The following is a 15,095-nucleotide window of genomic DNA, read 5'->3' as shown; positions in this document are numbered from 1 at the left end:
TTATCTGACCGGATAAACCGCAAGCAGAAGGGCCGTCACCATCCGGTGGCGGCCCTTCTGCTTTGGAGTCTTACACAGGAAGGCCCCCGTCCGAGGCTTGAAAACTGCCTGGACGGGGGCCTTCCCTTAGTGTCGGTGAGCGTTCGGCTTACAGCTTGCCGAATTCTTCCTTCACCGGTGTGTACTTGTTGTCATCCTGGTACTCGTAGATGCCGATGAAGGCCTCTGTCGGGTCACCAGCGTCCGAGAACGTGACGGGGCCGGACTGGCCGTCGTAGTCAATGTCCTTGCCGTTACGGAGCAACGTGACGCAGGAAGCGTAGTCGCTACACTTCTCACCGGCTTCGGAGACTGACTTCAGTTGCTTGGAGATCTCCACACCGTTGGTGCTCTTGGCCGCTTCCGAGGCCAGCGCGATGAGGTTCACGGCGTCGTAGGACTCTCCGGAGTAGCTGTAGTCCTTGAGAGCCGGATCGATGGCCAGCAGCTTCTTCTTGAAGTCGTCCTTGGCGAACGTGCCAGGGATTGTTCCCTGGGCGCCCTTCAAGGTACCCGGCTGCAGGTCCTTGCTGTAGTCAGCCATGTTGCCGTCGACGAGGAACATCTGGTTCGCCTTGACGCCCTTGCCTGTCAGAAGCGGAATGATGCTCTTTGCCTCGTCGAAGGTGATCAGGGCGATGGCATCCGGCTTGGCTGCAATGACCTTGTCCACCTGGCTGCTGAACTGGGAGTCGCCCGTGTTGTACAGCTCTTCGGCAACAACCTTGCCGCCGGCTGCCTCGAAGGCTTCCTTGACGTTCTTCTGCAGGCCGGTTCCATAGGCATCGTTCAGTACGATCATGCCCACGGTCTGGGCTCCACAGGTGGCCATGTAGTTTCCGAGGACCTTGCCCTGCAGGACGTCAGAGGGCGCGGTACGCCAGTACAGGCCCTTGTCATCCCACGTGGTGAAGTCAGGGGACGTGTTCGCCGGCGAGAAGTGGATGACACCTGCGCCGGTGATCTGGTTGATGACCGTCTTGGACACAGACGATGAGGCTGCGCCGACAATCGCGCTGACACCCTGGCCGAGCAGAGCCGACGTGGACTGCGTCGCAATATCTGTCTTGGTGTCACCGGAGTCACGGTGAATAACTTCTACAGGCTTGCCTAGGACACCTCCAGCAGCGTTAACCTCCTGGATGCCGAGGTTAACACCGGCAATTTCGGGTGGGCCAAGGAAGGCCAGGTTGCCGGTCGTCGGCAGAAGCGAGCCGATCTTCAACGCTGTGTCTGTGGTGGTGCTGGATGCAGGGACGGAACCGGATGCTGCCGCGGGCGCGGTGGTTGTGCCGCCTCCCGCTCCTGCAGGACACGCGATCCCTGCGGACGGTGCCGTGGTGGTTTGGGTCGAGCCGGGGGTTGGTGAACCGCCACAAGCCGTAGCCAGAAGAGCGACACCGAAGCTAAGCGCTGTGAGCTTAGCAACCCGCGGCGCTGCCTGGGGAATTGCAATCATTTAGAATCTCCTCGATCGAAAGGTGCGAACGGCCTTTGATGCGAATTACCAGGTGTTCCTGGGTTTAACTTTCAAGCTAGTGCAATTTTGGCCTGAAAATAAGTGACTACGGTCACATCCTTATAACACTCGTTGCCTATGGGAAATCTAACGGGCATGACGAGCCAAATGAAGTGCCCCAGGTGGGACTCGAACCCACAACACGCGGATTTTAAGTCCGCTGCCTCTGCCAATTGGGCTACTGGGGCGCCCGGTCAATGTTATCCCGTCAAATGCGTGCCAGTGGCGCGGCATACCGGAAAGTCCCATGGATACCACCAGGCCACACTGCGAGGGGCAGCAACTGGAAGTAGTCACCCCACTCCGGGTTTGGCGGATCAATACCCAGGGAATTCGAGGGCACAAATCCGAAACGCTCATAGTAGACGGGACTTCCCAGCAGCGCGATGCCCCATTCCCCCGCCGCGTTGGCCCGGACCACCGTCTCGTGCATCAGCGCCGAGCCTATGCCGTGCCGCTGCAGCTTAGGCACCACGCCAATGGGGCCCAGTCCCAGCAGCTCGAGCTCACCAACCCAGCCCCGGGTGCTGATAACGTGGCCCACAATTTCGCCGTCGAGCTCGGCAACGATGCTGAACTGCGGCAAGTATTCATCGCAATCAAAAAGCTGGCGGAGCACCTCCACCTCGATCGGCTCACCGTCAACCGGCATGCCCGTTGCCGGTGACACCGCGAACGCCGCCGCGGTGAGCTCCAGCAGCGCTTCCCGGTCCCCCGGCTGCTCGTCGCGCAGCAGCAGTTGCGGCGCCGGCACGTGGGCATTCTCAGCCGCCAGCTCGGCCAGAACTACCATGGCCCGGGGTGCGTCGGCCACAGGGACCAGCAAATGGTCATGGTGGAAGCCCGCCAGCACGTTGCAGCTGATCTTGGCTGACGTCAGGGCGGCGCTCACGGCCGCCGTAAGGCCCACCGCTTCCAAGGCCGAGTGCACCTGGAGAGTGATCCAGGACGCCACGAAGTCATACTTCAGTCCCAGCGTGTCGGCCTCGCTCCTTGGCAGCACTACTGTGAGGCCCTCGGCTTCCCGCACAGCAGCTTCGATTCCGCCCCCCAGTGGCTTTCCGTGCGGCCAGAGAGCATACACATAGTCCCCCTGCCGCAGAACGGGCTGCATCGTCGCCAGAAGTACCTGGAGGTCTTTTTCGCCTGTCATGGGGCCAGTCTACGTAACCCGCCTTCCCGACAAGCGAGCTGAAAGAGCAGTGTCGGATCATGTTAACGGCGACGGCGACCGCCCCCAGAGGGAACGGTCGCCGTCGGGCGTTTACACAGTGTGTGTCAGTGCAGCTACTTGCTGTCCGCCGAAACTGATTCCTTGGCCTTAGCCACTGGAGCACCCTGCTTGCCTGCGGGAATCTCCGGCTGGGCTGCAGCGGCCGGCTTGGGTGCCGGAGTAGCAGCAGCAACGAAGGCGCCGCGCGGGTTGTCAAGGTCAATCAGCTGCGTGGTGTCCCGGCCCATAAAGAAGGCGATGATCCAGTTGAGGATGACCCGGAACTTGCGCTCAAAGGTAGGCATCGCCATTCCGTGGTAGCCGCGGTGCGCCAGCCAGGCGAGTCCGCCCTTGAGGCCGATGCTGCCGATCAGATTGATGTTGGCAACGCCCTTCCATTCGCCGAAACCGGCGACGGCACCCAGGTTCTTGTGCTTGTAGTCCTTGAGGTCCTTCTCCCACCGGGAGGCCCACAGGTTCTTGGCAAGCCGCTTGGCCTGGCGCAGGGCGTGCTGTGCGTTGGGCACGCAGAAACCGCCCACTCCACCGCCGGAAAGGTCGGGAACTGCTGCGACGTCGCCGGCAGCCCAGGCGTTTTCGACAATGCCTTCGTCCCCGGCGATGCGGAGGTCCGGCAGTGTGCGGACACGGCCGCGCTCATCAAGGGGGAAATCGGTGGAGCGCACCATTGGGTTAGCCTGCACGCCTGCAGTCCAGACCAGGGTGTCAGCTTCAAATTCCTGTGCCAGCGTCTTATCCGGCAGGTTGATCAGCTTGAGGGCGCCCTCGGCGTTGTCCAGGGACGTGTTCAGCAGCACCTCGATACCGCGGCTGCGGAGGTGCTCCACAACCCACACCGCCTGCTTCTCCGTGACCTCGGGCATGATGCGGCCCATGGCTTCCACCAGTACGAAGCGGACTTCCTCCTGGTTGATGCGGGGGTTGTTCTTGACAGCTGCGCGGGCCAGATCTTCCATCTCAGTGATGCACTCAATACCGGCGAAGCCACCTCCCACGACTACGAAGGTGAGGGCCCGGGCGCGTTCGGCGGGGTCAGTCATCACGGAGGCGGCTTCGATCCGCTCGAGAACCTTGTTGCGGAGTGCAACAGCTTCCTCGATGGTCTTGAGGCCGATCCCCTTGTCAGCGAGTCCCTTGATGGGGAAGGTGCGCGTAATGGCACCTGCCGCCACAACGACGTCGAAGTAAGGAACTTCAAAGTTCGCGCCGCCGTCTGCCGGTGCTACAACGGCCGTCCGGTTGGCGTGATCGATGGAAGCTACACGACCCTGGATCAGCTCGGTCTGCTTGAGGTGCTGGCGGTGGGAAACAACGGCATGGCGTGCCTCGATGTTTCCACCGGCAACCTCCGGCAGGAACGGCTGGTAGGTCATGTAAGGCAGGGGATCAACGAGGGTGACGATGCCACCGGCATTCGCGATCTTCTTCTGCAGTTTGAGGGCTACGTACAGGCCGACGTACCCGCCGCCTACGACGAGTACCCTGGGACGGTCCTGGAGCTGTGGGGTGGATGCCATGTTTCAAGAATACAGTAGTTTGTGAAAATCTTCACTAACTAGGTCCGGTGCTTGTCCGCTGACTGGATGGAACAGCTTCAAGGACTCCTGTATCGGGTTCTTCCGGCGCCTTGACTGGATTCCTGTATGCCCGCAGGAACTGGAAAGTCCCGGCACCGACGATGGCAAGGAACAGCAATCCGAAGCCCACAACTACGAGAGCGGGAAGGACCGCCTCCCCCGAGGAAGGCGCCGTTACTGCAGGCACCGTGGCTTCGGGATGCGTGGGAGCAGCGCTCGTGGGGCTCGCGCTCGGAACAGGCGCCGCAGGGGCCTCTCCTCCCCTGCGGTGAACGCGGATCCAATCTGAAATGGTGCCCAACGGGTTAACTGCTGCCTCCGGCACGTTGGCTTTCAGCGCCGCCTCAGCGTTCAGGGCTCCGAAACCATAGATGGGGTCCTTGCCCGGGACACCTGCGTCTTTAGCTGTGGTCACGATGCGGTTGATAACCTGCTTCGCACTCATCTCAGGCCACTTGGAACGGATCAGCGCGGCAACACCGGCGACAATCGGTGTCGCCCCGGATGTTCCAGCCCATTCCGCATAGCCGCCGCCCGGCGTGCCACCCAACAGGTCTTCGGCGGGAGCGGCCACACCGATGCTGATGCCCTGTGATGACGAATCGACGCTGGCCACACCTTTCCGGTCCAATCCGGCCACCGTGAGCACCCCGGGAATGGTGGCAGGTGCTCCGACCTGGACGTTTCCTCCCACCCGGTTTCCGGCCGCTGCCACAATGACAACGTCCTTTTGCTCGGCATAGAGGAAGGCCGCGTCCCAGCTCTGCGGCCACTGGGGTGAGGTACTGCCCAGCGAGATGTTGATGACCTTGGCCCCGTTGTCCACGGCCCACCGGACGGCGTCGGGAATCTGCTCCTGGTCGGTCCTGCCACCCGGGTTCGTAGAACCGAGCCAGGTGGAGACTGAAAGAATTTCGGATTCAGGAGCGACGCCGACAATCCCGTCGGGGCCAGTTTTGGGTTCGGGGCCGCTGGTTGGTTTGGCGGTGGAATCCTTGGGCTGGTGTCCACGGCCTGCCAGCATCGTGGCGACCAGCGTTCCGTGCTCCGGCTTCGCTCCGATGCTCTTGCGTCCATCAGGGCTCCCCGCGCCGGAGGCGTCAGAGCCCCCCGAAACCGCTCCCTTAAGGTCCGGGTGCTCCGCGTCCACGCCGCTGTCGATCACGGCCACCTTGACGTTCGCGCCTTTGGAGACCTCCCAGGCTTTGGTGATGCCGGATTCGGCCAGCCAGTACTGCTTGTCCCGCCAGGCATCGGCGTGTGCCGCGGGCGCCGCGACAAGGGCCGTGGTCAGGCTTCCGCCAGCGAGGGCTACAGCGATGAGTGCGGAGGCGGTCCGGCGGTACCGGGCTGTTGCTCTGGTCATTCTGGTCCAATCGGCTGTATGTCAGGCGGCACGGAGGGGGTGGTCAGGTGCCCGGTCAGAGGGCGCTGAGGGCGATTCCGTCGAGAATATCGTGTTCGCTGCTGACAGCCGTACTGATCCGCCCATCAGTGACCTCCGCCATCCGTTCCAGCACACGGCGCCACACCAGGGCCCCGGCTCCGATAACGTCAACCCGGCCCGGGTGCATGTAGGGCAGGGCCGCCCTTTCCGCACGTGTCATTCGCAGCAGGTCGCTGGCCGCCTCCCGGATGACTGTGATGCTCAGTTCACTGCCATGGATAGCGGCCGGCGAGTACTCAGGCAGCCGCAAGGCGTGCGCGGTAATGGTGGTGATGGAGCCGGCCACGCCAACGACGGCGGCAGTACGTTCGAGGGGAACGGCCAGTGCCGCCTGGCTGATGGCGGCGTCGACGTCGGCTTCCGCCGCGGCGATCTCCCGGGCCGTCGGCGGGTCGCTGAGCAGGTGCCGTTCCGTCATTCTGACACAGCCGATATCCACTGATTTTGCGGCTATCACGCCGGAGACATCGCCGAGCACGAATTCCGTGCTTCCACCCCCGAGGTCCACTACCAAGACAGGATCCTGGCCTCTGGAAGGCAGCACGCTGCTGGCTCCGGCGAAGGACAGCGCAGCCTCCTCATCTCCTGAGATGACTTCCGGTTCGACGCCGAGAAGCTTGCGGATGCCGTCCACGAAGACCTGCCGGTTGGCAGCGTCCCTAGTGGCCGAGGTAGCTACAAAACGGACATGACTGGAACCGTGGCTCCTTATCATCGACGCATAATCTGCCGCCGCGGCGAAGGTCCGGTCGAGTGCTTCCTGCGCCAGCTCCCCCGTGGCGTCAACCCCTTGGCCGAGCCGTACCACCCGCATTTCCCGCACCACATCGTTCAGGGCTAACGTGCCGTCCTTGCCTGCGGCATCAGCGATCAGCAGGCGGATCGAATTGGTGCCACAGTCAACGGCCGCTACGCGGGTCATGGGAGATCCTTCGCTGCGGCGGTGCCGCGTACAGGGGCGGGGCGGCCCACTATGTCAGGCAAGCCCTGGGGGCCGTGGCGGCTCAGTTCACGTGACGGCGTCTCGCCGGCTGTATCCCAGGCCCCCACGCAGTAGCAACGGTCGGCCGTCCACCACTCGGCAATTGCGGCCAAGGCTTCGTCTCCGAGCGGATTCACTCCAGGACCGGCAGCCAGGGAGTGGCCCACCAGTACATGGAGGCATTTGACCCGGGTGGGCATTCCGCCAGCTGAAACGCCGTCGATCTCCGGTACCGCGCCGATTCCGCAGCGTGTACCGATCTCGTTCCGGGAGCGCAGGTAGGCTTCATGGGCTGACTGGTACCGCTCTGCCAGGGGGGTGTCCTCTGCAAGCCGCTCGTTCATGGTGTTCATCAGCCCAGCGGCCTCAAGCCGCGATACGGCGGAGGTGATCACTGGATGCGTGAGGTAGAACGTGGTCGGAAACGGCGTTCCGTTGCTAAGCCGGGGCGCGGTGGCTGCGACCAGGGGGTTGCCGCAGACGCAGCGCGCCGGGATCTCGACAACGTCCCGCACGGGCCGCCCCAGCTGGCGGCTGAGGACGTCAAGATCCTTTTCTGACGGCTGGCGGAGTTCCTCCGGCGAGGCCGCTGCATTCGATTCCACTGCGTTCCATTCCACTGCGTTGCCACTTTCGTTCCCGGTGGGGACTGTCCCGGGGACATTCCAGGGGCGGGTACCGCTTCTAGTCTGTTGCCGACCGCCGGATGGACTCCCAAAGGGCATCCACCCACGGCAGGTTGGCCGGGTCTTCTGCTGATCCTGAACCGGTCTGGCCGCTGCTGGTTCCGGCAGGCTCATCGCTGCCAAAAACCCAGTAGCTCGTCTCACCCGGCATAACCATGTTAATGCGGTCCCGGGCCTGCTGTTTGACGTAGTTGGGGTCCTGCCAGCGGGAGACCTGCTGCTTGAGGCCGTTTTGCTCTGCCTTGCGGGCGGCAATGTCCGCTTCCAGGGCCGCTATCTCGGCTGACTTGTCAACGTAAATCTTCACTGTTGGTGCGAGCATCACTGTAATCGCGATCATCACCACGGCCAGCGCCAGCAACCGGCCTGAAAACGCCCGTGCGGGAACAGGATCCAAGGAGGCATCACCGTCGCGCCCGGCGGGCAGGGGCCGCTTCACGCTGTGCCGCGAACTCCCCACCCCTGTGCGGGCTTCCACTTTCACCTGACTGGCGGAGGACTTGTTCGTTCCACGCTTACCGGCGGCGGACATGGCGGCGTCCGCTTTGCCTGCTGCGGCGCTGGCCGTTCCCCGTGTCTCACCGGCGGTTTTAGCAGCACCCGCCCGGGGTTCGTCTGCCCGCAGACCCTGGCTTGCGGAAGCAGGCTTCGTCCCTGAAGCTGTGGAGCCGAAATGCGCCTGAATGACATCGCCGCCGTCGGTCCCTTCCGCTGTAGGGGCCGCACTGGTGATCCTGGGAACCTTGGGACGTCGGGTTGCCATGACACTCCTGTAATGCCCTTGTCCTTGCGGGCGGTTGCTGCACTTGCCTTGCTGCTCTTGTCTTGATGCTCTTGCCGGCCCGCGTGGGGGCTGACTGCCTGCCTGGTTAAAGAAAACCGGTGGCCATGGTCTTTCAACCATAGCCACCGGTCAAGCGTTTTTGCGGCTACTAGCCCTTGAAACGCGGGAACGCGCTGCGGCCGGCGTAGCGTGCGGCGTCGTCGAGTTCTTCTTCGATGCGCAGCAGCTGGTTGTACTTGGCCACACGCTCCGAGCGTGCCGGGGCGCCGGTCTTGATCTGGCCGGCGTTGGTGGCGACGGAGATGTCAGCGATGGTGGTGTCCTCGGTCTCGCCTGAGCGGTGCGAGGTGATGGTGGTGAAGCCGGCACGCTGGGCCAGGCTGACGGCGTCCAGGGTTTCGGTCAGGGAACCGATCTGGTTGACCTTCACCAGCAGCGAGTTGGCGGTCTTGGTGTCAATGCCGCGCTGCAGGATGGACGGGTTGGTGACGAACAGGTCATCTCCAACGAGCTGGACCTTGTCACCGATGGTGTCAGTGAGGGTCTTCCAGCCTTCCCAGTCATTCTCATCCAGCGGGTCTTCGATGGAAACCAGCGGGTAGTCGGCGACGAGTCCTGCGTAGTAGGCGCTCATCTCGGTAGCGGAAAGCGCCTTGCCTTCGAACTGGTACGCACCGTCCGTGAAGAACTCGGAGGAGGCGACGTCCAGCGCGAGGGCGATGTCCGTACCCGGGGTGTAGCCTGCGTTCTTGATGGCCTCCTGGATCAGGTCCAGGGCAGCGCGGTTGGACGGCAGGTTCGGCGCGAAGCCACCTTCATCGCCGAGGCCCGTGGAGAGGCCCTTCTCCTGGAGAACGGCCTTCAGCGCGTGGTAAACCTCAACGCCCCAGCGCAGGCCCTCGGAGAAGGTCTCGGCGCCGAGCGGGACAACCATGAATTCCTGGATGTCGACGTCGGAATCGGCGTGGGAGCCACCGTTGAGGATGTTCATCAGCGGTACAGGCAGGACGTGGGCGTTCGGCCCGCCCAGGTACTTGTACAGGGGCAGGTCGGCAGAGGCCGCAGCTGCGTTGGCAACGGCCAGGGAAACACCCAGGATGGCGTTGGCGCCGAGCTTGCTCTTGTTGGGTGTACCGTCCAGGTCGATCATGGCCTGGTCGATGCTGCGCTGATCCGTGGCGTCGAAGCCAATCAGTGCAGGAGCGATCTGGTCGATGACGGCGTCGACGGCCTTCTGGACGCCCTTGCCGAGGTAACGGCCCTTGTCTCCGTCGCGGAGTTCGACCGCCTCGTGCTCACCGGTGGAAGCACCGGACGGAACTGCTGCGCGGCCGATCTGGCCGTCGGAAAGCAGAACTTCAACTTCTACTGTCGGGTTGCCGCGGGAATCGAGGATCTCGCGGGCGTGGATGGCATCGATAAGCGCCATGAATATGCTCCTTATGGTGAAGCGATTTACTGGGAATCTAGCTGAAAACTCGACGTACTCGTCAGGACAAGCGTAGTCGAGAGTGGTACAGGTTACGGAAACCTCTCCGGCACCTTGACGTCATGAAGGCGAGTGGTGGCCTTCCTGGAATTCACGGATGGCCCCGCGCAGGGCACGCTCGGCATCCAGGCCCTGGGCCCGTGCCCCCGCTACAAGACCAAAAAGGAGCTCGCCCAGCTCTTTTTCGGAGTACGTGCCATGGTCTGCCGCAGGCACTAATTCAGGCATTAATTCTGCCAACTTCCCAGGGGGTACTGCGGGCAACGCAAGTCCGGCCCGCTCTGCCCGGTCCAGTGACTTCTGGGCACGGGCAAGAGCAGGTAAGGCGAGCGGGACGCCTTCGAAGACACCCGCGCCTGCCGGCTTTTCCGCCTTCTTCACGGCATCCCATTTCTGCACAATTTCGGCCACGGTGGCCGGGAAAGTGTCCTGAAGAGTGCCGTCGGAACGGAAAACGTGGGGGTTGCGGCGGATCATCTTGCCCGTGATGCTGCGCACGACGTCGTCGAAGTCGAAGACATCGCGTTCCTGGGCCAGACGGGCGTGCAGGACAACCTGCAAGAGGACATCGCCCAGTTCACCTTGGAGCTCGGCCTCGGCGGCGCCTGTCTCGATGGTCTCGGCGACCTCAAAGGCTTCCTCCAACAGATACTCCACCAGTGACTCGTGGGTCAGCGCCCCCATCCAGGGGCAGTGCTCCCGGAGGGCTGCGATTACAGCGAGCAGGTCTGCAATGGGAGTTCCCTTGCTTCCAGGAAAACCGCTGTCCGGCCCGGATCCGCCACTATCAGGCAAGGTTGGCGTAGGCGTCGTTGATGTATTCGACGAGGGCTTCTTTCTCCTCGAGGGGCAGGAAGGCGGCCTCGGCGGCGTTCAGGGTGAGTTCAAGCAGGTCGTCGAGGTCATAATCGAACGTCTCAACCAGGAGTTCAAACTCATCGGTGAGCGTCACCCCGCTCATGAGGCGGTTGTCGGTGTTGATGGTGACGTTGAAGCCCAACTGGTAGAGCATGTCCAGCGGGTGGCTGTCGAGGTCGTCGCCGAATCCTGCGATGGCGCCCGTCTGCAGGTTGGAGGAGGGGCAGATTTCCAAGGCGATGCCCCGGTCCCGGACCCAGCTTGAAAGGTTCCCCAGGGTCACGAGTCCCACGTTGTCGTCGTCGTCAGAGGCATCTTCCGCGTCTTCGAACTCAACCATGATGTCCTCGGCGATGCGTACGCCGTGGCCCAGGCGGAGTGCCCGGCCGTCCACCAATGCGGACTGGATGCTTTCGAGTCCTGCGGCCTCGCCCGCGTGGACGGTGGCGGGGAAGTTGTTTTCGGCCAGGTAGGTGAAGGCGTCCTTGAAGCGTGACGGCAGGAATCCGTCCTCGGCTCCGGCGATGTCGAAGCCGACCGCGCCCCGGTCCCGGTGCCGCACGGCAAGTTCTGCGATTTCCTGGCCACGGTCAGCGTGGCGCATGGCGGTGATGAGCTGGCCCACCTGGATATCGCGGCCGCTTTCTGCAACGGCGTCAACGCCGGCCTCGAGGCCGGCCTGGACGGCCTCAACGGTCTCGTCCAGGGTCAAACCCTTCTGGAGGTGCTGCTCCGGCGCCCAGCGCACTTCGCCGTACACGACGCCGTCGTCCGCCAGATCCTCGACGAACTCCTTGGCGACCCGGAACAGGCCGTCTTTGGTCTGCATGACCGCAACGGTGTGATCGAAGGTTTCCAGGTAGCGGACCAGGGAGCCTGAATCGGCTGATTCCCGGAACCACTCGCCGAGTGCCACCGGATCGGTAGTGGGCAGGGTGTGCCCCACTTCATTGGCCAGTTCAATAATGGTGGATGGGCGCAATCCGCCATCCAGATGGTCATGCAGAGAGACCTTGGGAAGGCTCTTCAGGTCGAAGTCGAGGGCAGGGGCAGCGTCAAGGATAGGCTCAGTCACGTTCCAACCTTAGGGTTGGCGGCGGGCTAACGCCAGCCGCTACCTTCCGCCTGGTTCCGGGTCTAATGCAGTAGAGGCGAGGATGGGAGAAGAGCTGGTTTCCAGGGTCTGCGCGCCGGCAGGACCGCCGTCCAGCCATTCATCAACAACTTCGGCGTCATTGCGTGCCAGGTGCTTGTGCCACCAGCGCAAGACGTGGTCGATGAGGATTCCGAGCACGATGGCGAACACCACCGCGATTCCGGCGCTAAGCAGCGGATTGTGGTGGAGCCAGGGGAACGAGCTGGCCAGGATGCCAATGCCGATTGAGTATCCGACCCAGGTGACGCAGGCGAAGGCGTCCAGCAGGAAAAAGCGGCGGTGTCCGAAACCAGTGCTCCCTGCCACGTAGTTGACCGCCACACGCCCCCACGGGATGTACCTTGCCGTGAAGATCAGGACAGCGCCGCGTTTTTCAAGTTCATAGCGCGCCCAGCCGAACGCCTTTTGGACCTTGGCCCGGCGCATCCACTTCCAGCGTTCCAGGCCGATCTTCCGACCCAGGAGGAAAGCCATGTTGTCACCGGCGATGGCTCCCACCAGGGCGGTTGTCCCAAGGATCCAAAGATTCGGTTCCCCGCTGTGCCGGGAAAACGCGGCCAGCGCGACAATGAGGGTCTCGCTGGGAACCACCATCGCGAAGCCGTCAACGAAGAAAAACACGAGCAATACAGGGTAGATCCACCACTGTCCCGCCGCATGGAGCACGGCTTCATTAATAAACTCCACGCGGTGGTTCTCCTAGACGAAAAAACTCTCAGCTGCATGTGATGCAAATCGCTCTTCAGTGTCCCACGGCCGGGGCGTCGTTCGCTACGCCCCGGCCGGGGGAAACACCTGTTTCAGCGTATCTTTGTCTACCGACTGGAAGTATCCACCTACGGGTTGATATCCCATCAGGGAAAACTACCTCTTAAGGCTGAACACCAGCTTGGAGACAGAGTCCTCAAGCGCCGGCCTCGCGGGAAGCCTCACGCTCGCCGGACTCTTCATCCGGCTCTTCCGGCAGCTTGCCGCGCAGCCTGGTGATCACAAGGTCCACCACAATACCAAGGCCCACCGCGCAGATGATGGCGATCACAGCCCCCAGCAGATGGTTATCCTCGAACCACTGCCCGAAAAACAGGCCGATTCCTACGGAGTAAGCGGCCCACAGGATTGCTGAGAGCACCGTGAGAAGCACAAAGCGCACGTGCGGGAAATGCGTGGCTCCCGCGGTGAGATTGACCGCAACGCGGCCAATGGGAACGAACCGGGCTACGAGGATCAGCGAGGCAGGCCGTTTCCTCAACTCAAGTCCGGCCCAGCGGAATGCGTTCTGCATCCGGCGGCCCCGCATCCACCTCCAGCGGTTTGTCCCCACGCCCCGGCCGAGCAGATACGCGATGTTGTCGCCGCTGAACGCACCGAGCGCTGCGACCAGAGCGAGGAGCCAGGGGTTGGGCACATCCGCCGTGGCCGCAACAGCAGCAAGGCCAACAACCACAGATTCGCTGGGAATGGGCGGGAAAAACCCATCAATTAGGCAACAGGCCAGCACAAGGAACAGGACCCAGGGCTGCCCGGCCGCCGCGAGAATGAAGTCGTTGATTTCCTGCACAGTTTCCTAACAGCCTGCGGAACGTGTTCGCTCCTGCCTACGCTATGCGGTCAATAATCAGTTGCTGTGCCGGCCGGGAACCATCGGGGGCGATGGTCACTGCGTGTTCAAGGGCTTCCTTGGCGCGTGCAAATCTTTCCGGGGTATCGGTCAGCAGTGTCATCAGCGGCTCTCCTGCCCTCACTGCCGCCCCCGGTTTAGCGTGCATTCGAACACCGGCACCGGCTTGAACCTGGTCCTCTTTGCGGGCCCGTCCAGCACCAAGGCGCCACGCGGCCACCCCCACAGCCAAGGCATCAAGTTCTACCAGCACGCCGTCGGCCGGCGCGTAAATCACTTCTGACTCCTTGGCCACCGGAAGCGCCGCACGGGGATCCCCGCTCTGCGCCTCGATCATGCGGTTCCAGACGTCCATGGCCCGGCCGTCCTTGAGAGCTGCCCTTGGATCCGCATCGTGTACCCCTGCGCACGCCAGCATCTCCTCGGCAAGCCTTACGGTCAGTTCGACGACGTCGTCCGGACCGCCGCCTGCAAGCACCTCGACCGATTCTTCTACTTCGATCGCATTGCCTGCAGTGAGACCCAACGGAGTGTTCATGTTGGTCAGCAGGGCCACGGTGTTGACCCCGGCGTCCTTACCCAGCGCCACCATGGTTTCCGCCAGTTCGCGGGCCCGTGCCTCATCCTTCATAAAGGCCCCGCTGCCCACTTTGACGTCGAGTACAAGTGAGCCGGTACCTTCAGCAATCTTCTTGCTCATGATGGAGGAAGCAATCAGTGGAATGGCTTCCACTGTTCCGGTAACGTCCCGCAGGGCGTACAGCTTCTTGTCAGCAGGGGCCAGCCCGGCCCCGGCCGCACAGATCACGGCACCAACGTCCTGAAGTTGCGCCATCATCTCCTCGTTGCTGAGCGCGGCACGCCAGCCGGGGATGGATTCGAGCTTGTCCAGGGTGCCGCCGGTGTGGCCCAACCCGCGGCCGGAGAGTTGCGGCACTGCGACGCCGAACACAGCAACGAGCGGTGCCAGCGGAAGGGTGATCTTGTCCCCCACGCCGCCTGTGGAGTGCTTGTCGCTGGTAGCCTTCACGCCGCCGTCGGGACGCCGCAGTGCAGAGAAGTCCATCCGCTCGCCTGAGGCGATCATGGCGGCAGTCCAGCGGGAGATTTCCGCCCGGTCCATGCCGTTGAGCAGGATGGCCATGTTCAGTGCCGCCATCTGCTCATCGGCAATGGCGCCCCGGGTGTAAGCGTCGATGGTCCAGTCGATCTGCTCCGGGCTAAGTACAGCCTTGTCCCGTTTGATGCGGATGATGTCGACGGCGTCGAACGCCTCTGTTTTGTTTGGGGTGAGTGTCACCGGGTTTCCTCCAAGTGTTGGGGGCCAAATGCATCGGGAAGCACCTGGTCCATTGTCTTGATTCCCTGGGTGGTCATAAGTTCCATGTCAGGTGCGCGGAACTCATAGAGCAGCTGGCGGCATCGTCCGCACGGCATGAGCACTTGGCCACCACCGTCCACGCAATAGAACGCACGCAGCAGTCCGCCTCCGGTCATGTGCAGGTTGCCCACCAACGAACATTCCGCGCACAGGCTCAGACCGTAACTGGCGTTTTCCACATTGCAGCCGCTGACGATCCGGCCGTCCGCAGTGAGCGCCGCGGCCCCCACCTGGAACTTTGAGTAGGGGGCGTAAGCGTTGTTCATGGCGGCGACGGCGGCAGCCTCCAAAGCCTGCCAGTCGACTTCTGTGATGGTCATCTCCG

14 protein-coding genes and 1 tRNA gene are annotated in these 15,095 nt (G+C 62.8%); all 15 read right to left on the bottom strand.

All coding sequences use genetic code 11. The features are described 5' to 3' along the window. Positions 1-148: 148 nt before the first annotated feature. Positions 149-1,498 (bottom strand): ABC transporter substrate-binding protein, encoded by a 1,350-nt coding sequence (locus tag MU551_RS21545; protein WP_247048600.1) that lies wholly within the window; start codon positions 1,496-1,498, stop codon positions 149-151. A 174-nt stretch (positions 1,499-1,672) separates the two neighbouring features. Then, positions 1,673-1,746 (bottom strand) — tRNA-Leu (locus MU551_RS21540). Between the two features lie 20 nt (positions 1,747-1,766). Next, positions 1,767-2,711: an N-acetyltransferase gene (locus tag MU551_RS21535; RefSeq protein ID WP_247048599.1), complete on the bottom strand. Its 945-nt coding sequence runs from the start codon at positions 2,709-2,711 to the stop codon at positions 1,767-1,769. 134 nt (positions 2,712-2,845) lie between these two features. Further along, positions 2,846-4,309, bottom strand: coding sequence for an NAD(P)/FAD-dependent oxidoreductase (locus MU551_RS21530; RefSeq protein ID WP_247048598.1), 1,464 nt, complete (start codon positions 4,307-4,309; stop codon positions 2,846-2,848). A 34-nt stretch (positions 4,310-4,343) separates the two neighbouring features. After that, the gene (locus MU551_RS21525) at positions 4,344-5,735 is read right to left on the bottom strand and encodes a S8 family serine peptidase (protein WP_247048597.1); all 1,392 of its coding nucleotides are present in this window, start codon (positions 5,733-5,735) and stop codon (positions 4,344-4,346) included. A 55-nt stretch (positions 5,736-5,790) separates the two neighbouring features. Next, positions 5,791-6,738 carry a Ppx/GppA phosphatase family protein gene (locus MU551_RS21520; protein WP_247048596.1) on the bottom strand — a complete coding sequence of 316 codons (948 nt, stop codon included), beginning with the start codon at positions 6,736-6,738 and terminating at the stop codon, positions 5,791-5,793. Next, positions 6,735-7,403: a DUF501 domain-containing protein gene (locus MU551_RS21515; RefSeq protein WP_247048595.1), complete on the bottom strand. Its 669-nt coding sequence runs from the start codon at positions 7,401-7,403 to the stop codon at positions 6,735-6,737. Before MU551_RS21515 ends, MU551_RS21520 begins: the two co-directional genes overlap by 4 nt. A 79-nt stretch (positions 7,404-7,482) precedes the next feature. Next, positions 7,483-8,247: an FtsB family cell division protein gene (locus tag MU551_RS21510; RefSeq protein WP_247048594.1), complete on the bottom strand. Its 765-nt coding sequence runs from the start codon at positions 8,245-8,247 to the stop codon at positions 7,483-7,485. A 169-nt stretch (positions 8,248-8,416) separates the two neighbouring features. After that, positions 8,417-9,697, bottom strand: a complete 1,281-nt coding sequence (gene eno, locus MU551_RS21505; protein WP_247048593.1) for a phosphopyruvate hydratase — start codon at positions 9,695-9,697, stop codon at positions 8,417-8,419. 120 nt (positions 9,698-9,817) lie between these two features. Then, a complete protein-coding gene (locus MU551_RS21500; RefSeq protein WP_247048635.1) occupies positions 9,818-10,441 on the bottom strand; it encodes a MazG nucleotide pyrophosphohydrolase domain-containing protein in 624 nt (207 codons plus the stop codon). 103 nt (positions 10,442-10,544) lie between these two features. After that, positions 10,545-11,690 carry an adenosine deaminase gene (locus MU551_RS21495; RefSeq protein ID WP_247048592.1) on the bottom strand — a complete coding sequence of 382 codons (1,146 nt, stop codon included), beginning with the start codon at positions 11,688-11,690 and terminating at the stop codon, positions 10,545-10,547. Positions 11,691-11,729: 39 nt separating this feature from the next. After that, the gene (locus tag MU551_RS21490; RefSeq protein ID WP_247048591.1) at positions 11,730-12,458 is read right to left on the bottom strand and encodes a DedA family protein; all 729 of its coding nucleotides are present in this window, start codon (positions 12,456-12,458) and stop codon (positions 11,730-11,732) included. 217 nt (positions 12,459-12,675) lie between these two features. Beyond that, entirely contained in the window at positions 12,676-13,329 is a 654-nt protein-coding gene (locus MU551_RS21485; protein ID WP_247048590.1) for a DedA family protein, read from the bottom strand. Between the two features lie 37 nt (positions 13,330-13,366). Next, positions 13,367-14,689: a thymidine phosphorylase gene (locus MU551_RS21480; protein WP_247048589.1), complete on the bottom strand. Its 1,323-nt coding sequence runs from the start codon at positions 14,687-14,689 to the stop codon at positions 13,367-13,369. Beyond that, positions 14,686-15,090 carry a cytidine deaminase gene (locus tag MU551_RS21475; protein ID WP_247048588.1) on the bottom strand — a complete coding sequence of 135 codons (405 nt, stop codon included), beginning with the start codon at positions 15,088-15,090 and terminating at the stop codon, positions 14,686-14,688. Before MU551_RS21475 ends, MU551_RS21480 begins: the two co-directional genes overlap by 4 nt. Positions 15,091-15,095: the final 5 nt, after the last annotated feature.

It is taken from the genome of Arthrobacter rhizosphaerae (genome assembly GCF_023062595.1).
GTDB classification, from domain to species: domain Bacteria; phylum Actinomycetota; class Actinomycetes; order Actinomycetales; family Micrococcaceae; genus Arthrobacter; species Arthrobacter rhizosphaerae.
The sequence above is the reverse complement of the archived record's forward strand: the minus strand, read 5'-3'. Positions and strand labels throughout refer to the sequence as shown.